The organism is Rubritalea sp., assembly GCF_051252225.1.
GTDB lineage: Bacteria > Verrucomicrobiota > Verrucomicrobiia > Verrucomicrobiales > Akkermansiaceae > Rubritalea.
In genome coordinates, this window is the sequence record NZ_JBPOGE010000004.1 from 159,733 (window position 1) to 182,188 (window position 22,456).

19 protein-coding genes and 1 tRNA gene are annotated in these 22,456 nt (G+C 46.7%); 12 read left to right on the forward strand and 8 right to left on the reverse strand.

Going from position 1 to position 22,456, the window contains the following annotated elements:
- Positions 1 to 188 precede the first annotated feature (188 nt).
- The 4 genes from ACSHX2_RS06020 to ACSHX2_RS06035 form a co-directional block, all read right to left on the reverse strand.
- Positions 189 to 755: a type II secretion system protein gene (locus ACSHX2_RS06020; protein WP_435691574.1), complete on the reverse strand. Its 567-nt coding sequence runs from the start codon at positions 753 to 755 to the stop codon at positions 189 to 191.
- Positions 756 to 834: 79 nt separating this feature from the next.
- Positions 835 to 2,115: a type II secretion system F family protein gene (locus tag ACSHX2_RS06025; protein WP_435691576.1), complete on the reverse strand. Its 1,281-nt coding sequence runs from the start codon at positions 2,113 to 2,115 to the stop codon at positions 835 to 837.
- A gap of 89 nt (positions 2,116 to 2,204) precedes the next feature.
- Complete coding sequence (locus tag ACSHX2_RS06030) at positions 2,205 to 3,875, reverse strand: GspE/PulE family protein (protein WP_435691578.1); 1,671 nt, start codon at positions 3,873 to 3,875, stop codon at positions 2,205 to 2,207.
- Between the two features lie 33 nt (positions 3,876 to 3,908).
- The gene (locus ACSHX2_RS06035) at positions 3,909 to 5,567 is read right to left on the reverse strand and encodes a GspE/PulE family protein (protein WP_435691580.1); all 1,659 of its coding nucleotides are present in this window, start codon (positions 5,565 to 5,567) and stop codon (positions 3,909 to 3,911) included.
- A gap of 276 nt (positions 5,568 to 5,843) precedes the next feature.
- On the opposite strand from ACSHX2_RS06035, the gene ACSHX2_RS06040 reads away from it, so the two are divergent.
- Positions 5,844 to 7,694, forward strand: a complete 1,851-nt coding sequence (locus ACSHX2_RS06040; protein ID WP_435691582.1) for a cation:proton antiporter — start codon at positions 5,844 to 5,846, stop codon at positions 7,692 to 7,694.
- A complete protein-coding gene (locus tag ACSHX2_RS06045; protein WP_435691583.1) occupies positions 7,694 to 8,434 on the forward strand; it encodes a class I SAM-dependent methyltransferase in 741 nt (246 codons plus the stop codon). Before ACSHX2_RS06040 ends, ACSHX2_RS06045 begins: the two co-directional genes overlap by 1 nt.
- Here the strand turns inward: ACSHX2_RS06045 and ACSHX2_RS06050 are convergent.
- Positions 8,409 to 10,487, reverse strand: a complete 2,079-nt coding sequence (locus tag ACSHX2_RS06050; RefSeq protein ID WP_435691585.1) for a transglutaminase-like domain-containing protein — start codon at positions 10,485 to 10,487, stop codon at positions 8,409 to 8,411. The genes ACSHX2_RS06045 and ACSHX2_RS06050 overlap by 26 nt on opposite strands.
- A gap of 90 nt (positions 10,488 to 10,577) precedes the next feature.
- Between ACSHX2_RS06050 and ACSHX2_RS06055 the strand changes: the two genes are divergently transcribed.
- The 4 genes from ACSHX2_RS06055 to ACSHX2_RS06070 all read left to right on the forward strand — a co-directional run bounded on the left by ACSHX2_RS06055 (position 10,578) and on the right by ACSHX2_RS06070 (position 16,488).
- Positions 10,578 to 11,084, forward strand: a complete 507-nt coding sequence (locus ACSHX2_RS06055; protein ID WP_435691587.1) for a hypothetical protein — start codon at positions 10,578 to 10,580, stop codon at positions 11,082 to 11,084.
- A 223-nt stretch (positions 11,085 to 11,307) separates the two neighbouring features.
- Positions 11,308 to 13,788 (forward strand): DUF1592 domain-containing protein, encoded by a 2,481-nt coding sequence (locus ACSHX2_RS06060; protein WP_435691589.1) that lies wholly within the window; start codon positions 11,308 to 11,310, stop codon positions 13,786 to 13,788.
- A gap of 25 nt (positions 13,789 to 13,813) precedes the next feature.
- Entirely contained in the window at positions 13,814 to 15,178 is a 1,365-nt protein-coding gene (locus ACSHX2_RS06065; protein ID WP_435691591.1) for a DUF1552 domain-containing protein, read from the forward strand.
- 266 nt (positions 15,179 to 15,444) lie between these two features.
- The gene (locus tag ACSHX2_RS06070) at positions 15,445 to 16,488 is read left to right on the forward strand and encodes an FHA domain-containing protein (RefSeq protein WP_435691593.1); all 1,044 of its coding nucleotides are present in this window, start codon (positions 15,445 to 15,447) and stop codon (positions 16,486 to 16,488) included.
- Here ACSHX2_RS06070 and ACSHX2_RS06075 read toward each other — a convergent pair.
- Positions 16,485 to 17,168, reverse strand: a complete 684-nt coding sequence (locus tag ACSHX2_RS06075) for a lipoyl protein ligase domain-containing protein (protein WP_435691595.1) — start codon at positions 17,166 to 17,168, stop codon at positions 16,485 to 16,487. The genes ACSHX2_RS06070 and ACSHX2_RS06075 overlap by 4 nt on opposite strands.
- 105 nt (positions 17,169 to 17,273) lie before the next feature.
- Here ACSHX2_RS06075 and ACSHX2_RS06080 point away from each other — a divergent pair, with 105 nt between their 5' ends.
- The 3 genes from ACSHX2_RS06080 to ACSHX2_RS06090 all read left to right on the forward strand — a co-directional run bounded on the left by ACSHX2_RS06080 (position 17,274) and on the right by ACSHX2_RS06090 (position 19,713).
- Positions 17,274 to 18,338, forward strand: coding sequence for a 3-deoxy-7-phosphoheptulonate synthase (locus ACSHX2_RS06080; RefSeq protein ID WP_435691596.1), 1,065 nt, complete (start codon positions 17,274 to 17,276; stop codon positions 18,336 to 18,338).
- Positions 18,339 to 18,639: 301 nt separating this feature from the next.
- Positions 18,640 to 18,713: transfer RNA gene (locus tag ACSHX2_RS06085), tRNA-Gln, on the forward strand.
- Between the two features lie 220 nt (positions 18,714 to 18,933).
- Positions 18,934 to 19,713 (forward strand): PEP-CTERM sorting domain-containing protein, encoded by a 780-nt coding sequence (locus ACSHX2_RS06090; RefSeq protein ID WP_435691598.1) that lies wholly within the window; start codon positions 18,934 to 18,936, stop codon positions 19,711 to 19,713.
- A 208-nt stretch (positions 19,714 to 19,921) separates the two neighbouring features.
- Here the strand turns inward: ACSHX2_RS06090 and ACSHX2_RS06095 are convergent, their stop codons facing one another.
- The gene (locus ACSHX2_RS06095; protein ID WP_435691729.1) at positions 19,922 to 20,116 is read right to left on the reverse strand and encodes a hypothetical protein; all 195 of its coding nucleotides are present in this window, start codon (positions 20,114 to 20,116) and stop codon (positions 19,922 to 19,924) included.
- Here ACSHX2_RS06095 and ACSHX2_RS06100 point away from each other — a divergent pair.
- Both ACSHX2_RS06100 and ACSHX2_RS06105 read left to right on the forward strand, forming a co-directional pair.
- A complete protein-coding gene (locus ACSHX2_RS06100; RefSeq protein ID WP_435691725.1) occupies positions 20,031 to 20,276 on the forward strand; it encodes a WYL domain-containing protein in 246 nt (81 codons plus the stop codon). The genes ACSHX2_RS06095 and ACSHX2_RS06100 overlap by 86 nt on opposite strands.
- Entirely contained in the window at positions 20,177 to 20,473 is a 297-nt protein-coding gene (locus ACSHX2_RS06105; protein WP_435691731.1) for a VOC family protein, read from the forward strand. Before ACSHX2_RS06100 ends, ACSHX2_RS06105 begins: the two co-directional genes overlap by 100 nt.
- 485 nt (positions 20,474 to 20,958) lie before the next feature.
- On the opposite strand, the gene ACSHX2_RS06110 is transcribed toward ACSHX2_RS06105, so the two are convergent.
- Entirely contained in the window at positions 20,959 to 21,357 is a 399-nt protein-coding gene (locus tag ACSHX2_RS06110; RefSeq protein ID WP_435691600.1) for a hypothetical protein, read from the reverse strand.
- A gap of 251 nt (positions 21,358 to 21,608) precedes the next feature.
- Between ACSHX2_RS06110 and ACSHX2_RS06115 the strand changes: the two genes are divergently transcribed.
- Positions 21,609 to 22,394, forward strand: coding sequence for a helix-turn-helix transcriptional regulator (locus ACSHX2_RS06115; protein ID WP_435691602.1), 786 nt, complete (start codon positions 21,609 to 21,611; stop codon positions 22,392 to 22,394).
- Positions 22,395 to 22,456 lie beyond the last annotated feature (62 nt).

A 22,456-nucleotide genomic window follows, 5' to 3' on the forward strand; every position in this document is an offset into this window, starting at 1 on the left:
GCTCAATAGTCTAAGATCCTCAATAGAATTTGCGAGATTTTTGCGCTCGCACCTAGCGAGCTCTAAACAAAAATTTCTGATAGTGAGAAACGCTATATCTTACCATCTGTAAAGATTATAAGCCTGTAGATACAAAAAAGCACTCATCTAAATGAGTGCTTTTGCTATACTAATCTTTTCGTTGATGACTACCAATTATTGATATCGTCTTCTGTATCAAAAGTCTGGTCCGGTCCAGCTGACCAAATATCGAAACCGCCTTCGACATTATTGTTAAGACCAAGACCATCGGCATCGAACTCATAGCGAATAGGAGTCATCCATGGATCTACTATTTCTAGATCATCATTAACGTAACGTCCTTTCCCTTGGTAATTAGGATCCATCTCAGGAAAGGCAGGCTTACCTTCATCATCAGCGTAACTACCGTTCATGTCATAATCACCCGAAAGGAGTCCATAGAGGTTCTTACTAGACCCCTCAGATCCATCACCGGCAGGATAACGCGAATCACCATCGAGCAAATTAGCGAGCAACTGTTCCTGATCATCAGTGAAGCGTTCATTTACTCGGCTCTCCAAGCTCGAAGAGATGTTTTCGATCATCAACTCAGCTTGAGTCACTCTGGCATTACGATTCACCAACATGTAAGTACCAAACCCAATGGCGCCTAAAATAGACAGGATAACCATTACTGTTAGAATCTCAACTAATGAGAACCCTAGCCTCTGCTGTCTTTTTCTTAAAATTTTCATAATCTAAATCTATAGTAACATATATATGCCCCGCAGACTATCTGTCTCGAGGCATATTACATTAGATCGCCAGCCTTACTTAACTACCCATTGTCTGAATCATCTTGATCAGCGGTAAGAACATCGCAAATACGATCGCACCTACAACACCAGCAAGAAATACAATCATCACAGGCTCAATGATCGAAGTAAGCGCTGTCACAGAGCCGTCCACTTCATCATCATACACGTCTGCAATCTTCAAAAGCATGTCTGGAAGCTGACCAGTTTCCTCGCCCACATCCACCATAGAGATAACCATCGGTGGGAAAACAGGAGATGCTTGGAGTGGAGTAACTATTGATTCACCCTCTTTAACTGCATCATGTACCTTATCGATAGCCGCAGCAACGATCACGTTTCCTGCAGTCTCACGTGTAATCCCTAGAGCCTGAAGAATCGGCACACCAGATGTCACCAAAGTACCCAGAGTACGACTAAAGCGGGCAATGGCACTCTTGCTCTGAATGTCACCAAAGAGTGGTAATTTCAGCTTAATGTTATCAAGAACTTTACGGCCTTCTTTTGTCTTCCCCCATGATTGAACACCAAAGACGATACCACCCACTAGGATGATAACCCATACAATGGTCGGCAAACCTGCTCGTACAGCCATCATATTATCTGAGAAACCGAAAACAATACGGGAAATCAGTGGTAATTCCGTCCCTGCATCAAACATTTCTTTAAATTTAGGAACAATTACTAACATTAAGAAGATCAAGATAGAGACTGCAATGAACATAACAATGAGTGGATACACCATTGCTGCTACGATCTTACCCTTAAGCTTATTAGCTTTCTCCTGATACTCAGCGAGACGAGTCAAAACTACTTCGAGCACACCACCAAGTTCACCAGCTTTCACCATGTTCACATAGAGCTTATTAAAGATCTTTGGATGTTGCGCCAGACTCTCTGAGAATGTTGCACCACTTTGCACACTATCAGCCAAGGAGCTTAAAGTTGCTTTTAGCGCTGGATTCGGCTCCTGCTTAGCTAGAACAGTCAAACTTCTCAACAATGGCAAGCCTGAGTCAATAAGTGTGGCGAGCTGTCGAGTGAAGATCATCAAGACCTTAGGCTTCACTTTACTGCCGGCTTTACCCGGTGCGGCCTTCTTCTTACCTTTGGAGGCTGACTTGCCTTTGACTTTAGGCGCTGATTTAACTTTGGCTGCTTTTCCAGCCTCTTCTACCTGAGTGGGATAAAGCCCTTGATCCCTGAGCTGTTGGGCTGCTTCGGCTTGCCCTGCGGCGTCAATCACTCCTGTCTGTGACTCGCCTTTGGCATCAAGAGCGGTGTATTGAAATTTTGCCATGTGTAGTATGTTTTTTTTGAAATATTGTTGGGTAATATGTCGGGTTCATTAGGCCATGAAAAGCCAAAAGAACACGTCTATCTGAATTATTAAGTATACTTAAGTACTTCTTCGATGGTTGTTTTGCCACTGTATATGTTAGAAAGTCCATCCTCTCGAAGAGTTCTCATACCGAGCTCAATAGCTTTTTGCTTGATAACTACAGTAGGAGCGCGCTCCGTGATTAACTCGCCAATAGGATCTGTAACATCGAGTAGTTCGAAGAGACCTTGACGTCCCTTATAACCACCGCCACCACAGACATCACATCCGCGACCTGTGTAGAACTCCTTATCACCTAGTTCGTAAGGTGATACACCGAGCTGAGTAAGTATTGCCTCATTTGGCTCATAAGGAGAACGGCAATTTGGACAAATAGTACGCACCAATCGCTGAGCCAGAACCCCTTCAAGAGAAGCGGCAACGAGGAAAGGCTCTACACCCATATCAACGAGACGCGTAACCGCACCTGGAGCATCATTAGTATGTAAAGTACTCAGAACTAAGTGACCAGTTAGAGATGCCTGAATCGCAATCTGGGCGGTCTCCTTGTCTCGAATCTCACCTACTAGAATGCGGTCTGGATCCTGACGTAAGAATGCTCGTAAGATACGTGCAAAGTCGAGTCCGATAGACTCATTGACAGGAACCTGAATGATACCATCAATGTCATATTCTACAGGATCTTCAGCAGTAAGTAATTTCGCATCGATAGTATTAATCTTACGAAGAGCTGCATAAAGTGTTGTAGTTTTACCCGCACCAGTAGGTCCAGTTACAACAAAGATTCCATTGGGTTTGACGATGGTTTCATTGACATAACTATAAATATGCTCTGGCAAGCCGACTGATTCCAAGTCGAGGTTGACACTAGATCTATCAAGCACACGAAGTACCACACTCTCACCATACTGAGTAGGAAGAGTAGACACACGCATATCTACTTGGCGTTCGCCAACCTGCTTCACAATACGACCATCCTGAGGGATCCGAGTTTCAGCAATGTTCATGTTAGACATGACCTTCACTCGAGAAATTACAGCTTTCGCTAAGTGAGCTGGTGGTGGTGCCATCTCAAAAAGTCCACCATCAACACGATAGCGAATTTTAAAGTCATTATTAAATGGCTCAAAGTGAATATCTGACGCCTTTTCTTTAATCGCTTGGAAAAGAACAAGGTCCACGTAGCGAATAATAGGAGCAGAACTTGCTTCAGAAGCCACATCCTCTGATCCGTCAGGGTTCAAGGTAGTGTCAAGCTGATCTAACAGGCTCGCTGCTGTATTCCCCTCTCCGCCATAACATTCGTCAATTTTTTCCTCGACCAAATAGTCTGGAGCTACAGCGACAATCACTTCTTTTCCTAGTGCAAACCGAAGATCTTCAGCTGTTTGAGGATTGAGCGGATCACTTAGTACTACATGAAGCCCATCAGGCCCAATTGCTACAGGCAATGCACCATGAAGACGTGCTGTTCCTACTGGAATTGTTGCTAATAGTTCCGCCGTCGGCGTGAAGTTATGAAGATCGATCAGCTCAGCACTGAGCTCTGACGCGATCACTGGCCAAACTTCATCTTTTGATGAGATGACATCGAAGTCTGACAAGGTCTCAGCCATGGTTTTACCACTGGCCTCCATTGTCGCCTCAATATCTTGAGCGAGGTATTTATCAACCATACCTCGACCTATGAAGATTTCTAAAACTTGTTGGTTATCCATTTCTCTATAAATTATTAAATTTTTGCGCTCGTATTAACCAACATCGGACATAGTTACGCCGATCACCTCTGAAGCAGATGTAAGACCTGCTTGTACTTTACGGATTCCATCCTCTCTCAAGGTGCGCATCCCTAACTCCCTAGCACGCTTACGCAGCTGAGGAGACGTTAGATTTTCATTAATCATATGACTCACTTCATCGTCTACTTCTAGGATTTCAAATATTCCGATACGCCCTTTGTAGCCATTATTTCGACACTGATCACACCCCTCAGGCCCATATATAGTACTGCTCGCTGCCTGAGATGAGTCTAGATTAAGCATTCTCATTTCTCTCTCATCTAAGGTCGCCGGAGCTTTACACACTGGACATAATTTACGAACCAAGCGCTGAGCAATAACTGCCCTAACAGCAGATGCTACTAGGAAACGCTTCACTCCAATATCAGCCAAACGTGCAACAGCACTAGGAGCATCATTCGTATGCAAGGTAGACAAGACTAAGTGACCAGTAAGTGACGCATTAATCGCAATATTAGCAGTTTCAGCATCACGAATTTCACCGATCATAATTACGTTAGGAGCCTGACGCAGCATCGCACGAAGCGCTGCGGCAAAAGTCATACCAATGTCAGCTTTCACCATCACTTGGTTAATACCTGGCATTTCATATTCCACAGGATCTTCCACTGTGATGATCTTACGGTCGGGCTTATTGATGTAGTTGAGACAGGCGTAGAGTGTCGTCGTTTTACCTGAACCAGTAGGGCCAGTCACAAGAATAATCCCATCTGGAAGCTTAATGTAACGGCGGAAACTATCTTGATCATCTGATAAGAAACCAAGCTCACCCAGACCTAAAACCAATGAGGTCTTATCAAGAATACGCATGACAATACTCTCACCATGGTTACTAGGCACACTGGAAACACGTAAATCGATATCCTTGCCCCCTGCCGTGATCTGAATACGTCCATCCTGAGGCAAACGCTTCTCAGCAATACTCATAGTACCACTCATCACTTTTAAACGGGCGATGATGGCTGGTAATAATTTCTTCGGGTGGGTGGCCACCTCAATCAGTTTACCGTCGACTCGATTCCGAATACGTAATGCCGCCTCAAGCGGCTCAATATGGATATCACTCGCTCGCATACGTAGTGCATCGCTCAGAATTTCTTGAACCATCCGGATAATCGGAGCGTCAGTAGAATCAGAATCTTCTCCCGTGATAGCGAACTCATCTTCAGCACTCGCGACCTGGCCACCATAAGCGCGCTCGATCATTTGAGTGATAGCACTTGCAGCACCGCAAACAGGGTTCACTTCACGCCCTAACACATGCGGCAGTGTATCTAACACTTCAAAGTTAAGCGGATCTGCCAGAGCCACAGTGAGCATGTAACCATCATAAGATACGGGCACCACATTAAAGCGGCGCGCCACATCTTCAGGAACAGCTGCAAATAACTCAGCATCTACACTAGCATTGTACAGATCGACATATTCCATACTTGAAGCCTGTGCACATACTTGTGCGACCTGCTCCTCAGAAATGATTTTGTCAGTTATTAATTTTTCAATGACACTCTCAGCTCCTGTTAGCTGAGTACGCGCCTGCGCAATATGATCATGACCTATTAGGCCTGCCTCAGTGATCAGTTCTATCAAGTAGTCTTCGTTTGAATACACGGATTTCTATTCTATCGGGTAAAGGGAAAGGTTTTGGGTCTTAGATCAAACTACGTCTTAACGATGCAAATTGACCGGTTAGCACACTGTCCAACAGCATCTACCACGTCAAGATATCAAACCAGATTTCTTATGCGAAATTTGACTCTCGCCCAATTTGTATTCACATAGTCCATGCACAAGGCACGAAGAAGGTCCAATCTGATAGTGTTTTCAGTAGCCACCAGAACAATCCTAGTTCAACCTCCACCAGCCTAGCAGCTCACACTAAATTACATGCCTGACATTTTTGATATTAATTTCGGAACCTTTGCCACTATCGTACTCGGCCTAGGCATTCTTGCCCAATGGCTCGCTTGGCGATTCAAACTTCCATCTATCTTACTCTTACTCTTCTTTGGATTTATTTCTGGGCAGGTGTTCGGTGTGAATATCGACACCTTTCTGCCTGGTGACTCAGGTGAATCGATCATTCTATCACTTGTTGGAATTTGTGTAGCCATCATCCTGTTCGAAGGAGGCATGACCCTCAAATTTTCTGAACTTAAAATAAGTGCAGCCCCAGTCTTGCGGCTCTGTACATTTGGGGTGGCCATCTCATTTGCACTCACCACAGCTTTTGGTATCTACATTCTAGGTTGGAACTGGCGAGTGGCCGCTATCTTAGGCTCTATCTTAGTAGTCACCGGTCCCACGGTCATAGCACCTCTTCTACGCCATATAAAACCGAGCCGCAAGATGAGTTCCATAGTCAAATGGGAAGGAATCGTTGTGGACCCTATCGGAGCGATCATGGCTGTCCTCGCCTTCCAGGCGGCACTTGCTGGAGATGTCGAAACAGCTCAGGTGACCATCCTTTATTCACTTGGCATCACACTCCTCGTCGGTGTCGTCCTCGCATTTTTACTCGCTAAGCTCATCGAATTCATTCTGAGCAAGCACTTGATTCCAGACTTTCTCCACTCAGTCTTTTTACTCTCGGTTGTAGCAATAGCCTTCACCCTATCCAATGCTATTCAGAAAGAAGCGGGACTATTAACGGTGACCGTTCTTGGTATTGCTCTAGCTAACCAAAAATCATTCTCAGTAAAACACGTCCTAGAATTTAAGGAGACTCTGAGGACCTTAATTATCTCAATTTTATTCATCGTACTCTCAGGGCGAGTACATATTAGCAGCTTACAAGAAGCGCTAATACCCGGACTCAGCATCCTTGTGTTTCTGATAGTCATTGTTAGACCGGCATCCATATTCATCGCTAACTTCGGCTCGAAGCAACTTAATACGAATGAAAAAACATTCCTAGCAGCACTCGCCCCTCGTGGAATTGTTGCCGCAGCGGTGACAGCCATTTTTGCTCTTGAGTTAGAACATGCAGCTCACGATCTACCAGGATTCCCTGCTGAAATTGTTGATCAAGCTAAACTGATGGTTCCGACAGTATTCATCGTCATTGTCGGCACGGTCACATTCTATGGTCTGCTAGCCTCACCCTTAGCCAACAAGCTCGGTATAGCCACACGCAACCCACGCGGAATTCTATTTGCTGGCGCTGACGGATGGATCAGAAAAGTTGCTAAGGCTCTACTCGATGACGGCCATGAGGTGCTACTATTAGACACTAATTACTCCAATGTAGCAGCAGCCTCTATGGAGGGAATTCCAGCTAAGCGTATGAACATCCTCTCAGAGTATAGTATTGAAGAGTTAGATTTCGCAGGACTTGGACAACTTGTAGCAGGCACTCATAACGACGAAGTAAACAGCCTCGCAGCTAACGAATTTATGCACATATTTGAAAGTGCTGACATCTGGCAAGTTGCCCCTCTAGATGACAACAATCATCACACAACTGCTGTTGCTTCACATATCCGTGGTCGCATTATTTTTGAAGGAAGACCGAACCATAAGAAACTCTCACGCCTCAGCGCTGACGGCATGGAAGTCAAAGCAACTACCCTGTCTGAGCAATTCACTTATCAGGACTTCTTAATGACATATCCAGGTGCGATTCTTCTCTTTACCGACTCACCGGACAAAGGCTTACTCCCAGCATTTGATGAAATGAAAGAACCCGGTGACGAGTGCACACTCTACGCCTTCATTCACCCAACTCCAGAAAACTAATGTACAAATCTCTCGAAGCTACTCTTCACGATACATTTTGGCGTAGCGAAATAGATGCTGATGAATCACCTCTTTTAGAAAATTTCTTAACCCAGCACCCTGGACCAAGCTTAGAGGTCGGCTGTGGCTCAGGTAGGCTTTTGCTTCCACTCCTAGAAAAAGGTTACCAGATCGAGGGAGTAGAGCTTTCTTCTGACATGCTTGGATTGCTTCTCAAAGATGCATCCGCTAAAAATCTAGAACCCACCGTTCACCATTGCCCTATTGAAGAATTTCAAACCGACAAGAGATTTTCATCTATCAGCATCCCAGCTTTCACTCTTCAGCTTTTATCCAGAACTAGCGCTCAGCAAGTACTCAAAAGACTCAGAGAAATTGCGCTAACCAATGGAGGCCTATACATCACCCTCTTCATTCCATGGGCCGAGATCCTTGACGAGTTAGAGATAGACACGTGGCATTTGGACAAGGAAACCAAGCTAAGCTCGGGCCAACAAGCTCGTTGCTTCACAAGACACCAGATTGACCGCCTCTACCAAGAACTTTATAGAGAGCATCGCTACGAAGTAGCGGAACAAAAGCACCTTTCCACACAAACTCTCCAATGGTATTTCATGCCAGAGCTCATCAGCACCTTAGAAAGCTGTGGCTGGAAATTCCAAGATTTTGATTCTGATTTTCAAATCGGCAATCATGATCCTGACGCTAGTGTTCTTACCGTTTACGCAACTGCTTCTTAAGCTCTTTAACTATAGCTTTGAGCTCTGACTCATCGCCGTCATTATCAAACCTCAAGGACTGGTGGCATCGAATAGCACGTTCCACAAGCTCTGCGTCCACAAAATCCAGATCAGCCAGCTGACTCAACCAAGCGCCAAATGGCTCGCCTCGTTTCCGCCCACCAATAAAGATTTTAGCCCTTTTCTCCAGACCTAACAATGGAGACCGAACAGTCTCTCCACTCCAGCTATTGGCATACACATATGTCTCAAGCGAACGGGATCGATTCCTCCAGAGGCGAAAAACAATCCACAAAATGAGCAAGCTCGCAAGGATGCTCCCACGAAACAGTAATTTCTGTGTATTCGCTTCATCCCTTCTCCACATGAAGAAGTCTTCACGCATTAAGCTAATTTGCTCGCGTAGCCATTCTACTGGATCTAGCTGAACCCCCTCCTCTGTCACACCTCTCCAGTCTGGAGGAGTTGCATCCACATTCATCCACCTCCCGTTCACATAAGCTCTCGTCCATGCATGAGCGTTAGTACCTCTCACATTCCAACAGTCGCTCCCACGCTCTACTCCAGCATATCCCACACAATATCGAGCTGGGATACCAGCTTCACGCAGCAATAAAGTCGTTGCCGTAGCGAAGTATTCACAATGACCTTTTTTCAGGTCTGTTAAAAACCATTCTAACTGAGACTGTTCACCATCGTAGCCCCCATTATCAAATTCAGTCCCATACTCGAAGTTCTTGGAAAAATGGGATACAACCCTCCCTATTACCTCCTCTGAGCTTTCACCTCGCTTTAATTCTAACTCGTCTGCTAGACGCGCTATAACATCCGCGTCACTCTTAGATTCCTCTAAATCGAGATCATTCTTAGGCCTTCCCTCCAATGACTGGTGCTCCTCATTTGACCACAGAGTGTAATCAATAAGCATCTCTCTATTCACAAACCGCAAGGCACCCATAGGGCTTGCTTCCGCATACACATCATCGCCTAACATGTTGGAAACAGCATAAAAATCACCCACTGTAGGCACCACTGTACTCACTTGGTTATGTGTGATCGTCCCTCGAATGAACACTTTATCACTCGTTCTATCTTTCAGCACAAGCGAGCTATCTTCAGGACGAAAATAAGTAACACCTCCTGCTTCCCCATCTAGTTCTATAGGGGGATTCGCTAGATAAGCATCATCCAGAGATTCGAAACCGTCAGCCTTAAAATTGTACGTCCATCGACCGTCATTATAACTATTAAAACTCGCTACTCTCAGGTAATCAGGAGCTTTCTCCGACCAGAGACGCCACTCGATCTTAGGATTCAACCGGACACTGCCAAGTTCCGATAGATGCGAATGCCAGTCATTCAAAAAACCCGAACTAGTACTACGTAGCATTCCCCACTCAAGCCGAGATTTAGCCCAGACATACACCGTACTCATGCTCCATTGTAGGCCCCACGAAAGCAGCATTATCCCAGGGATCAGCCATAAAGAACTCACCCACCTGAGCCCCCTCTGTCGAAGAACTGAAAATAGAACTAGCACAATAAATAGACACAGAATCGGCCAATAATAGTCCGCGCCTTCTTTCACACTGGCTGCAGCAGTCAACACTCCCAATATATAGGGATATCCAGAGTTCACTTGAATCGGGTGCACTTCCTTGCCCTCTTTCCTATCAATGTTCATCCTCCTTCTACTAAAATAGAAAAAGGCATTAAGATTCATCCGGTCTAATTTTCCGTAGCGTTGAACAAACTCAACTGGGAAGGCAATCAATGGCAACCAACGGATGACATTAAGCGACCCCGCCCGACCTTCATCCTCTATCCAACTCAGAGCCACCCACAGCGCCATCAGTAAAATTGAAAACTGGAACGCTTTTACGTGCGCATTCTCATCAAAGTCCCATCGCAGCTTCACGAAACGACATCCCTCTAACAAAATAGCTAAGAATATCGCTACTATCAGATTGCCTGTACTCAGCCCCCAAAACAACAAAGCTCCACCAGCAAGTAACCATGGCGGTCGAATAATCTTAGGGTCAGACTTAAGCACTCACGAAAAATGACACAGCCTCCAAAAATTCTCAACAATCAACATTCCCTCCCTTGACCAAAACCTCTTCAGCCTCTACTTAGCATACCCATGAAGTGGATCGCAACCATCTGGGGAATTATTGGCGTTACGGCGTTCATCGGGACTGCGATCCTACGTCTCTACGAAAAAGCGGCTCTAGCATTCACTGGTGATTACGAACTAACCACCATGCATTGGGTGATCATGATCGCATTTTCGATCTTTATGCTTATTGCGGAAGGCTATCGCGGCTTTCAGAAAAAATTCTCCCCACGCACAGCTGCGCGCACACAGCAACTTTTTCTCCACCCTACGCTCAAGCGCACACTTCTAGCACCTTTCTTCTGCATGGGATATTTCGATGCCACCAAGAAGACTCGCATTATAGCGTTTAGCCTTACAGCGGGAATCATATGCCTTATCCTACTCATGCGCCTAGTCTCTATGCCTATGCGCGGCGTGCTCGATGTAGGTGTCGTGTTAGGCCTCTCTTACGGACTACTCTCTTACTTCTGCTTCTTGGTGAAAGTTTTCACAAAAGTAGACCACGGGCATTCTCCTGAAATGCCCGAATAGCCCATTAGCAAGGGCTCCCTAAAATGATGGAGTAGGCCATAAACCATACGTGACGAACAATTTAACGATTTCGTTCCGTAAATTTGGCTATTAGAACAGCTTTTGAAGTGCGCGATTTATCGATTTTTGCGCAATTTAATACCACTACCTTTTGACATTGTAGGTATGTACATTATATGTAATCTCCTGATTCCCCTCGATATATTCTACGGCTGTCTTACATATGAATATCCACTGGAAAACTGCAATCCACTCATTGCCCATTATAGGCATCATCCTTTTATCGTCTTGCTCTGATAACTCAAAGCAAGCTGAGGTAGAAGCTCCACCTGAATTAGACCCTGGCTCCATTGTCGTTACGAACTTCGCAATGGATGCACTAGTTGACGAACTCGTAGACGACAGGAAGATCCCTGTTTTTGAACTCATTCCGGATGGGGAAAACCCGTCAGAGTGGGTCCCCACTGAAAAAGTCATCGATGTCATCAATCGCACAAGACCACTCGTCTTCATTGCTGGTGAAGCTCCAGCGTGGCTAGAATCACTCACTCAAGAAATTAAGGTAGTCGATCTGCTCTCCCCTAGCACCGATTCATTCCAAGCAGCCACGAATCCATCTCAAGCATTGATGATCATAGATAAAATGCAGGCTGAAATCTCTGAGACATTTCCCGAGCTCGTGCTTAGAACCACTACGCCAGATTTCTATGATCAAGTGAAAGAATACCAAGTCAAATGGAACACTCTACCAGAGCTTGTCACTCTCCCAGAAGGCATTGAAATTGGAATTTCTCGACCAACTGACGCAGAGGAATTCCTACCAATTTTAGAAAGCAACTACCTCCTTCTAAAAGAAGCTGCCGAGTTCGAATTAAAGAAAACTACCTACGAAGGTGGCATCATCCCTATCCTCGAACGTAAGTGCATGGAGTGCCATGATGAATCCAGTCAAGAAGGAGATATCAACTTCGAACTCTACCTCACAGAAGATAAAGCATCTCGCTACCCTGACCTTTGGGAAACCGTTTCTAAAGTCATCGCGATGGAGCAAATGCCTCCCCCAGATCACGAAGATCAGCTCACCAAAGATGAAGTCGACAGATTACATAAATGGTCTAGCACACTCGCTACTAAGTGGGATGCTGGAAAAATGGGCGCAGACCCAGGAAAAACAACTATCCACCGTCTCAACAAAAACGAATACAACTACACTATTCGTGACTTATTTGATTTAAATATTCGCCCAGCAGATAACTTCCCTGAAGATGGTGGTGGTGAGGGTGGTTTTGATAACAACGCAGACGCACTTTTCCTTCCTCCACTTCTAGTAGAAAACTACTTTAAGTCCGCCAGCATTATTGTGGATGCAATCTATGCGAAGCCTGAAACTCGCTCACGTTATCTTATCGCATCACCTAGCCCTCAATTACCTATACTGCAAGCAGCTGAAAAGGTCCTGCGCTATTGGTCCACTTTCATCTACCGTAAACCAGCTAATGATGAGGAACTAGCCAGACTCATGAATCTATTTAAGGAGGAATACCCAAAATCTAAACGCTTCGATATAGCAATGAAGATGCCTCTCTTCTCAATGCTCATCTCGCCTAACTTCCTATACCGCTCCAGCCTCACGGAAGTTGAAGAAGCTCCCTACGCTATTGACGACTTCGAACTCGCAAGCAAGCTCTCCTACTTCATATGGTCCTCTATGCCAGATCGTGAACTCTTTAAGCTAGCCTCAAAAGGGCAACTTAAGGACGAGGCAGTACTAGAAGCACAAGTAAAGCGTATGCTACTTGACGAGAAAGCTAAAGCTCTCGGAATGCACATGGGTGGCCAATGGTTCGGCTGGGAAAGACTGAGATCGGATGCCAACCCAGACATCAATAAATTCCCAGAATTCACCTTCAAACTCAGAATCCTACTTTATCAGGAATCTATGATGTTCTTCAATCAGCTGATTAAGGACAATGGTAGCGCCTATGAATTTCTTGACAGTGACTACGCCTACCTCAACGAAACATTGGCTAAGTTCTATAGAATCCCAGGCGTGGAAGGCCCCGAGCTCCGACGCGTCACATTGACCGATAAAAGTCGTGGCGGGGTTCTAGGCATGGGCAGCGTCCTAACAGCAACCTCACTCCCTCTTAGAACTAGTCCATCAATACGAGGCGCCTTTGTGCTCAAAGATATCTTAGGTGAAAATCTACCAGAACCACCTATGAACATCCCTCAGCTTCCGGAAGACGATCGAGTAGTTGAAGGAACCACTTTTAGAGAAGCTCTAGATCAACACCGAGATGACCCGAACTGTAGAAGCTGCCATGCTGAGATTGACCCTATCGGCTTTGGTTTAGAGTCATTTGACGCCATTGGCCGCTTCAGAACACAGCACAATGGAGCTCCAATCGATATTGGTGGGCAGCTACCTGACGGCACAAAATTCACATCAGCTACTGACCTTAAACAGGTTCTACTCAGAGAAAAAGAGAGATTTGCGAGGAACATGATTGAAAAGATGCTATCATATGCTCTGGGTAGAGATCTCACTCCCTATGATCGCCCAATAGTAAAACAGATTACCGACAAAGTGATCGCAGACGATGCGAACATCCACACAGCCTTCATCGAAATAGTAAAAAGCTATCCATTCAGATATCGCCGTAGTGACGACTATAAACCCAAAACAACCGCACTAAACTAATATGAACTATATCAAACCCATGAGAATGTCCAGACGCCATGTGCTTCGCGGTGCCGGAGCTACGATGGCACTTCCCTTTTTAGAAGCTATGGGAGCGACGACGCCGATAAAGTCGCTTGCCGTTGGCCCAGAAGGTCAACCTATTCGATACGCGGCTATCATGATGCCAAACGGCCTCAATAACGCTCAGTTTACCCCAACTGGATCCAGCTTAGATAACCTCCCTCCCATCCTTCAGCCACTTGGCAGCTTCGCTGAACATGTGAACGTCATCACTGGACTTAGAAATGAAATGGGCGGACATGCAGGCAGTACTTCTGGATTCCTTACTGGAAATAGACCAGGTAAGGCCACCAGCGCAGCTGAAGTAAATACAGGCAACGCAAGCATTGATCAAGTTATTGGTTATGCAGAGAAAGACAGTACTGCACTACCTACTCTCGAGCTTGCTATGCATACTCCTAGACGCGGCATCTCACCGAGTGGTCTACCATGGGTTTATGGTAATTGTATTTCTTGGCGAAACGCTACGACACCAGTGCCTCAAGAGGTTAATCCAATGAGAGCATTCATGCGTCTTTTTGAAGACGCTAGACTCACCTCAAAACCTTCCACATCCCGCAAGAAAGGATTTACTCCTACCAAAAGTGTTATCGATTCAGTGCTTGATGATGCTAAGCAGTTACAAAAGCGACTAGGAAGAGATGATCAGCAGAAACTCGACGAGTACCTAACTACCGTCAGGGACGTCGAAAATAGAATCCTCCGCAAAACCCAGCCTAAAGGATTAAAAATCACAGAAGAGATCTTTGCTGATATCCAAAATACTGGAAAAAAAATCAAGCGTAGTTCAGGGAGAGATGAGCTTTCAGTCATTCCTAAAATTCCATTTCCTGAATACACTGAGATGATGATGGATATCATGGCTCTAGCCTTCTGGAGTAACTCTACTCGCGCTTCCACACTCATGTTAGGTCATGGTGTCTGCCGTAGGAACATGTCCTTCCTCGATGGAGTAGAAGGTGAGCACCACTCCATTTCACATCATGGTAATAATCCAGATAAGATGCAACAACAGGCGCTAATTAACACCTTCTATGTATCTCAATACACCTATTTTCTTGAGCGTCTACACTCTATGAAGGAAGGCAGTAACAGCGTCCTAGAAAACTCTGTTGTGATGATGGGGTCTAGCATCGGTAATGGTCAGAACCACTCTCGAGGTGACCTAGGTATCATTCTAGGCGGTAATGCCGGTGGGAGAATCAAAACAAATAGGCACATTGAAGGCGCAGGCGCTCCTCTTAGCACTCTCCACCGCTCTGTACTAGACACCCTAAATATCGAGGACCAGTTCAAAAATAAAGGCGGAACCCTCCAAGGGATCTAAGCCTACTCTTCACTTTATCTCTAATTTTAGAGCCACGACTTAATTGTCGCGGCTCTTTTTTTGCACTCCAGAGAACCTCCTGCCGGCTTTAAATTTCCGAGCTCTTCTTAAAAAGAAAAGAAATCAAAAAAACTGTAACTACCGCCACCATTCATCGTATTATAACTTAGCACTACTCACATCCTCGTAATCGAAGGCCCCAAGGCCCTATTATTACCTGTACTACCAGTGACCGAACGCTAATCTAACACCTGCTAATAACCGCTATGCCTAGAATCATTATTACGGAACCGGGGAAATCTCCCCTACCTTATCGAATTAAGTTAGATCGCTCAGAAACCACCTTCGGACGTGGCGCTGAGAACAATATCATTATTGAGGCTGGCTCAGCTTCCACTAATCACTGTGTGATGAAGCGAGTCGAAGGCGGCTTCATCCTCGAAGATCTAGGCTCCACCAACGGAATCAAACTCGATGATACACGTTATAAAATCATCGACCTCTTTGATGGTGAAATCCTCAAAATTGGCGGGGACGTAGAAATGCAATACTCACTCTCGGAAGAAGAACTTACTGAACTAGAAAGTGAGGAATTTGAAAGCCACCAATCAGTGCAACTTCCAGCTGTCCCAGCACCGACTCTGCCAAACGAACCTATAGCAGCCCCCTCAAGAGATGAAAAATTTTATGAGGAAGTCGAATATCACGAAGAAGAGAGTGACGAGAAGAAAAGCTCTAACATCGTTCTCATAGCTGCTGTTGCCATCATCGCACTCGCTGCAGGTTATGGAATCAATTCTTTCACCAGCTCAAAACCTGAGGAAGCAACACCAAAGCCTGCTGAAACTTATGAGCAATCGACAGAAGCTCAGTCGGAATCAACTCAGCCAGTAGTTCCAACTCAGCCAGTAGTTCCAACTCAACCAGCAGTTCCAACTCAGCCAGCAGTTCCAACTCAGCCAGCAGTTCCAACTCAGCCAGCAGTTCCAACTCAGCCAGCAGTTCCAACTCAACCAGCAGTTCCAACTCAGCCAGTAGTTCCAACTCAGCCAGCAGTTCCAACTCAGCCAGCAGTTCCAACTCAGCCAGTAGTTCCAACTCAGCCAGTACTTCCAACTCAACCAGCACTTCCGACTCAGCCAGCACTTCCGACTCAGCCAGCACTTCCAACTCAACCAGAAGTTCCAACTCAACCAGAAGTTCCAGAACTGCCAGCTACTCCAGAACTACCTGCTACCCCAAAGCTGGAATCAGCGGATGAACCTTTTGACCCGTTCAAGGGAACCATCGATCCCTTCGGCTCAAACTAAGGCCGTTTAAGTAGCCAGTCATCTGAGCCATAGCGCTCAGCGACTAATTTATAGACATCGTCTAGCAGATCTGCGGCGATGTCTTTTTCTTGTCTACAGCAAGCCAAAACATCTAGAAAGCACTCCTGCCAAACTTCCACATCCTCCACCCCAAGGACACTCCCTTGGTGCAATAGCCCATTCCGCGTACGCTTCTGGCCCGCCCCAGCTATTTTTTCACCAGACTGACCTAAAACATCAAAGGCTACGGGCCGCTCAAAACAAGCTCTAGAAATCTGCTCCGAATCCTTATCGAGGAGCATACACCCTACTCCTGTTAACCTAAGCGATTCAGCGAGTACCCGATGAACAGCAGAATAACTCGCACCTCCGCGCAGCTGTTCCACTTCATGCCCCTTAGGAATGAACAGTGTGTAGGTTTGATCCAAACGGTGGTCCACTATCCCACCGCCAGTCCAGCGCCTCACATACTTTAAGTCATCACCACCGAAAAATATATTCTCAACATCACTTAATTTGTCAAAATACCCAAAACTCACAGTAGGCTCATTCCACTCATAAAATCGAATCAATGGCCTGCACCCCAATCGCTCAAACAAGACCTGATCCACAGCCATATTTTCCGCTCCGCTCCTAGCACATTGGTCGTGGATCACATCGAGCTCAGAAAAAAGTGACATTACACAAATCTCTACGCGCCACTCCATTCTAGGTCAATCCACATTTCCTACTCTGCCACAAACTAATACTTGAATCCTCAGCGGATCAGACCAGAGTTTCAAGCCGTGAACCATTCAGAAACTGACGACTTACGCATCAAAGCCATTTCACCACTTATTTCACCGGCGGTGCTATCCTACTACCTCCCTATCACTGACGCTGCTGCACAGACTGTAACAAAAGCACGTCAGGAAGCTGAAGACATCCTCCTCGGCAATGACGACCGCATCCTATTAGTCGTTGGCCCTTGTTCTATCCACGACACTAGTGCTGCCATCGAATACGCAGAGCGCCTGAAAGAACTTGCTGAGCAATACAAAGACGACCTCTGCATCATCATGCGTGTCTATTTTGAAAAGCCACGTACCACCGTTGGCTGGAAAGGTCTTATTAATGACCCGCACCTCGATGGCTCGTTTGACATCAACCGCGGCCTCCGCATCGCACGTGAGCTCCTGCTCGAGCTCAACACCATGGGCATGCCTGCAGCTACCGAGTTCCTCGACGCTATTTCACCTCAGTATGTAGCAGACCTCATTTCCTGGGGCGCTATTGGTGCACGCACCACTGAATCTCAAGTCCACCGTGAGCTCGCCTCAGGCCTCTCTATGCCTATCGGATTTAAAAATGGCACACGCGGCACCATCCAGATTGCTCTCGACGCCATTCAAGCAGCCCAAGGCTCACACCATTTCCTCTCTGTTACTAAACAGGGCGTATCAGCCATCGTCACCACCACCGGTAACAATGCCGGTCACATCATTCTCCGTGGCTCATCAGATGGCCCTAACTTCGAGAAAGAGCACGTCGATGCCTGCGCTAAGCGCCTCACCGAGCGCGGTCTTCCTGAACAGCTCATGGTCGATGCCTCACACGGTAACTCGAAAAAAGACTACCGCAACCAACCAGCAGTAGTTGCTGACCTCTGTGAGCAAATCAGCAGCGGATCAAAGGCTGTCGCATCACTCATGATTGAGTCGAACCTCATCGAAGGTGCACAAAAACTTGGCGACGACCTAAGCAAGCTCGTCTACGGCCAGTCCGTCACCGACCAATGCATCGGCTGGCAGTCCACAGAAGACGTCATTGACCAGCTCTCAAAAGCGGTACAAGCAAGACGCGCCCTCTAAGTACAGAGTAAGCAAATTCTACTTTTTTTCAGCCGAGCGGGACAATTTCCCCGCTCGGCTGTTTTTTTGAATGAATTTCACCTGAAAATGGAGAGAATCACCTACTCACCCTCTAGCTAATTAAGAAAACCCACAGCGTGAACACCTTATAAACACAGAGCTACTTCCACAATCCACAGCCCAAGTAGCTCTCTCTTCCCTACACAAAAAAAATTCACATTCCTCTGCAGTTTTTTGTTGCATCTCCACCCCAGTGAGCGTAATCATTCGCCCGCAGTCGCAAGACAGCAACCAAACAGATAGGCCTATGGTGTAATGGTAACACTCCGGATTTTGATTCCGTCATTCCAGGTTCGAGCCCTGGTAGGCCTACCATTTTACAAAACAAGCCGCTGATTCATTTCAGCGGCTTGTTTGTGTTTAGAGCCACATTCGTTGAATCCCTCCTCCGCAGTTCCCAATTTGATATAGACTACAGATCTGGCATACTAGCTGCTTAAACATTAAATAGTTGCCAAATCAACAAAGTCATAATAAAGCGCTGCAGCTCGCTAGAGCACAAGCACAACGAATAGACATTCACACCCCTCTAACCATGAAAAAGATACTCACACTATTGACCTTTGCTGGAGTTGCCACCTCAGCACAAGCGATTCAATTAACATTTGATGCCCCTACTTCACCAGCAATCGTTATTGGCGATATCGTTGATGGATACGATGCCTCAGGCCCGCAACTCTCGACTGATTATACTGGCGGATGGTCAGATAGCGACACTCTAGCAGAAGGTTTCTGGACATTGAGTGTTACGGATTTCACAGCAACTAGTGACCTCGTTTTCGTCCAAACACCGAGCATTGTCAACTTCAGCAGCATTACTGATGGGCAAGGATTACAATTCATCGTCGATGGCACAGCTGGCGGAACTGGCGAAGAACAAGCTACTACAATAGCTTTCAGCTACACTGTGACAGATTTTGGCACAGCATCACCAAACGATTTTGGGACTGCCTTCGCTGTTGGCCCACACGGCCAAGGATTCATCGATAACACTGGCGGCTACATCAACACTGGCGGCGAAGTATTTGACGCCACTGCTGGAGTTGCTGCACCTGTCTACGACTCAGTCACTGGTCTATTTTCTACTACTCCAGAAACCACTGCCGCATCTAGCAGCGTAAACCACGACTGGACGATCGTCTTTGAAGGGCAGCAATCAGTTACTTACGAAGGCACACTTGACGACGTAGACACCTTCGTTTTCGGTATCGGTGTACCTGAGGCAAACTACACTGCTGTACCTGAGCCATCATCAACAGCATTACTTGGCCTCGGCTCACTAGCTCTTGCAGCTAGACGCCGTCGCAACGCTTAATTGCTCTCAGTACATAAAGTTTTATTCATCAAATGGTAGAGTGGTAACACTCTACCATTTTTTATTCCCCCTACTTGAACACCTCTGTCAAAAGAGTCACCTTTCGACTACTTGATCATAAACTCGAGGCCCTCTTCAATGAGCTGAAAATCTATCACGAGATAATACCACTCTGCGATTCAACAGAGACTAATGCAGGAGTAATTTCCTAGTCAATCAAGGCGTGACGAAGGAGCGGTGCTAGCACCGTGACTGAGGAATAACGCAGATTCAACAGGATAGTGACCAGCCTATTGTTACCATCAATCCAGTCGTGGATCGCCAATGAGCCGAAACAATGCGTCCAAGTCGCATTTTCCCGCTGGGCGCTCGACCGTGCGGAGCGCAAGTGGAGCTTCGGCATCCGTAAGCTCAGTGAACAGACCGACACCGTCACAGCCGAACTCACCACAGCCGAACTCGAATGGTTAGCCAACTGGCTGCTCTCCTTTGGCACCTCTGTCCGGGTGATCGACTCGCCACCGCTGCAGGCCATCCTCATCCAGCGGGCGCAGGAGCCATGACCTGCGAGAAATCCCCCATCGAGTGGAGCGTCTACGTCACTGTCGACGATGTAGATGCAGCCGTCCGCGCCTGCACCGAAGCCGGTGGTGAAGTACTCATGCTAGCCTTCGACTGCCCAGAAGTAGGCAGCATCGCCTACCTCAAAGACCCAGAAGGCGCCAGCTTCGTCGTCATCACCTACCTCAAACCGATGTAGCAAACTACTGAGGCTAGTTTCTCTCGGGGATCTAGCCTCTATTCGTACATAGGTAAAACACAACACATACGTAACACAAAAAGAATCAGCCGAGGCGACTCTCTATGTACATCCCATGAGAGAACATGAGGGGCTTACTTGGCAATCAATTCCCTTAGGCCGACATAATCAGGGTTTTCTTCACCTTTCTCATTGAGCACACCAATTTCCTTAAAAACCTCGATACGCTCCTCAATGCTCACCAAGGGTGAGACTCATACCAGCCTAGGCAAAGACGAAGCCGCATGCCTAGGTTCTGATAGAAGAGACATACTTGGCTGGAGGCCAAGCTCAACTTTCTGCCATCTACATCCAGAAGAGCGTCTACGGTTTCTACACGCCCAATGTGACGCTCAATCTAACTTACCTGTGAAAGTATTTTTGACGTAATGACAAACAGTGGATTCACAGAATGATAGCATCATGTGATACTATCACCCCAAGCTTCATTCTCCATCACCCTCGCCAACTAACTGTTTTAGCTGTTTCACTTGAAGTCTTTTTAACTCATCATCCACCACCTGTACTTCGCTTTGCCATTTTTTGAAACCGTAGCTAGATAGCAGCCCGCCTATTCCAATGACTCCTCCAAGAAAATAGTTAGCCAGTTTCCTATCACTTTTGATTACATTAATTCTTGCGAGAACAACGCCATATTCAGCTAAATTAGAAGCATCGTCTCCTATATTCTTAACGAGACGGTCATGGCTTTTTGCTAAGTTATGCACCAGCTCATTGGTAGAATTGTGATATTGCACCGCACCTAGCACCGATACAGACACAAGAGTTAATCCAAAAATCGCATAAAACTTGTACACGTTATCAGTTATGAGCGGAATATTCATCTAACAACCTTCTACCAACTAACCGAAAGCTATCCAGTACAATTTGGACTACAGATTATATAGTACTATCCAACCTATTAGAACCAGCAAATCGATCTCATTGGCGCGCAGAAATCCCCCATCAATCAGACTTTTCATCGGCGCCATTCTATCTAACATGCTGCGCCCAGCCTCATGAACACTCCAGTAGATTTTCAAAGCCTCCAGCGATGGAGTACAGGCTCTCCCACCACCATGCGCCCCTTGTTACCATGAACCGAGTCGACCGCCTAGTGGCCATCATTCTCCTCCTGCAGAGCAAAAGGCAGATCACGGCGGAAGCCATTGCCCAGTATTTTGAAGTCAGCGTCCGCACCATCTACCGCGATGTCACCGCGCTCGGCGAAGCGGGTGTGCCAGTCATTGCCGAAGCCGGGCGTGGCTACAGCCTGATGCAGGGCTACCACCTGCCCCCGGTCATGTTTTCTCAGCAAGAAGCCATGGCTATCGCCACAGCCAGCGTGCTGGTTCAGGGCATCACCGACCCCTCCGTCGTCGCCTCCATGCAAAGTGCCGTGCTAAAAATCCAAGCCGTCCTCCCGCAGCAACAGCTCGAGTCCCTCGAAAAGCTCGAGCTCGTCCACTACCAAAACCGCTGGCACCTCCTCTCCTGGTGTAAAATGCGCAATGACTTCAGAGACTTCCGCCTCGACCGCGTCACTGGCTACACCCTCACTGAGCAAGGCTACGAGTACCGCGACCACCAAAGCATCAGCGACTGCATCCAGTCGTGGATCGCCAATGAACCGAAACAATCCGTCCAAGTCGCATTCTCCCGCTGGGCGCTCGACCGTGCGGAGCGCGAGTGGAGCTTCGGCATCCGCAAGCTCAGTGAACAGGCTGACACCGTCACCGTCGAACTCACCACTGGCGAACTCGAATGGTTAGCCAACTGGTTGCTCTCCTTTGGCACCTCTGTCCGGGTGATCGACTCGCCATCGCTGCAGGCCATCCTCGTCCAGCGGGCGCAGGAACTGGCTACCCACCACGCGCCCTAACGCATTTTCCTAACATTTTTTCACCCCTACTGACATAGGGGTGTCACAGCTCTGTGTTGAAG

Excerpts from the sequence above, each read along its gene's own strand:
- ACSHX2_RS06110 (WP_435691600.1), bottom strand. The coding sequence starts at position 21,357 with ATGAATATTCCGCTCATAACTGATAACGTGTACAAGTTTTATGCGATT.
- ACSHX2_RS06090 (WP_435691598.1), top strand. The coding sequence starts at position 18,934 with ATGAAAAAGATACTCACACTATTGACCTTTGCTGGAGTTGCCACCTCA.
- ACSHX2_RS06020 (WP_435691574.1), bottom strand. The coding sequence starts at position 755 with ATGAAAATTTTAAGAAAAAGACAGCAGAGGCTAGGGTTCTCATTAGTT.
- ACSHX2_RS06060 (WP_435691589.1), top strand. The coding sequence starts at position 11,308 with ATGAATATCCACTGGAAAACTGCAATCCACTCATTGCCCATTATAGGC.
- ACSHX2_RS06065 (WP_435691591.1), top strand. The coding sequence starts at position 13,814 with ATGTCCAGACGCCATGTGCTTCGCGGTGCCGGAGCTACGATGGCACTT.
- ACSHX2_RS06055 (WP_435691587.1), top strand. The coding sequence starts at position 10,578 with ATGAAGTGGATCGCAACCATCTGGGGAATTATTGGCGTTACGGCGTTC.
- ACSHX2_RS06075 (WP_435691595.1), bottom strand. The coding sequence starts at position 17,168 with ATGTCACTTTTTTCTGAGCTCGATGTGATCCACGACCAATGTGCTAGG.
- ACSHX2_RS06040 (WP_435691582.1), top strand. The coding sequence starts at position 5,844 with ATGCCTGACATTTTTGATATTAATTTCGGAACCTTTGCCACTATCGTA.
- ACSHX2_RS06045 (WP_435691583.1), top strand. The coding sequence starts at position 7,694 with ATGTACAAATCTCTCGAAGCTACTCTTCACGATACATTTTGGCGTAGC.
- ACSHX2_RS06105 (WP_435691731.1), top strand. The coding sequence starts at position 20,177 with ATGGTTAGCCAACTGGCTGCTCTCCTTTGGCACCTCTGTCCGGGTGAT.
- ACSHX2_RS06025 (WP_435691576.1), bottom strand. The coding sequence starts at position 2,115 with ATGGCAAAATTTCAATACACCGCTCTTGATGCCAAAGGCGAGTCACAG.
- ACSHX2_RS06095 (WP_435691729.1), bottom strand. The coding sequence starts at position 20,116 with ATGCCGAAGCTCCACTTGCGCTCCGCACGGTCGAGCGCCCAGCGGGAA.
- ACSHX2_RS06030 (WP_435691578.1), bottom strand. The coding sequence starts at position 3,875 with ATGGATAACCAACAAGTTTTAGAAATCTTCATAGGTCGAGGTATGGTT.
- ACSHX2_RS06070 (WP_435691593.1), top strand. The coding sequence starts at position 15,445 with ATGCCTAGAATCATTATTACGGAACCGGGGAAATCTCCCCTACCTTAT.
- ACSHX2_RS06115 (WP_435691602.1), top strand. The coding sequence starts at position 21,609 with ATGAACCGAGTCGACCGCCTAGTGGCCATCATTCTCCTCCTGCAGAGC.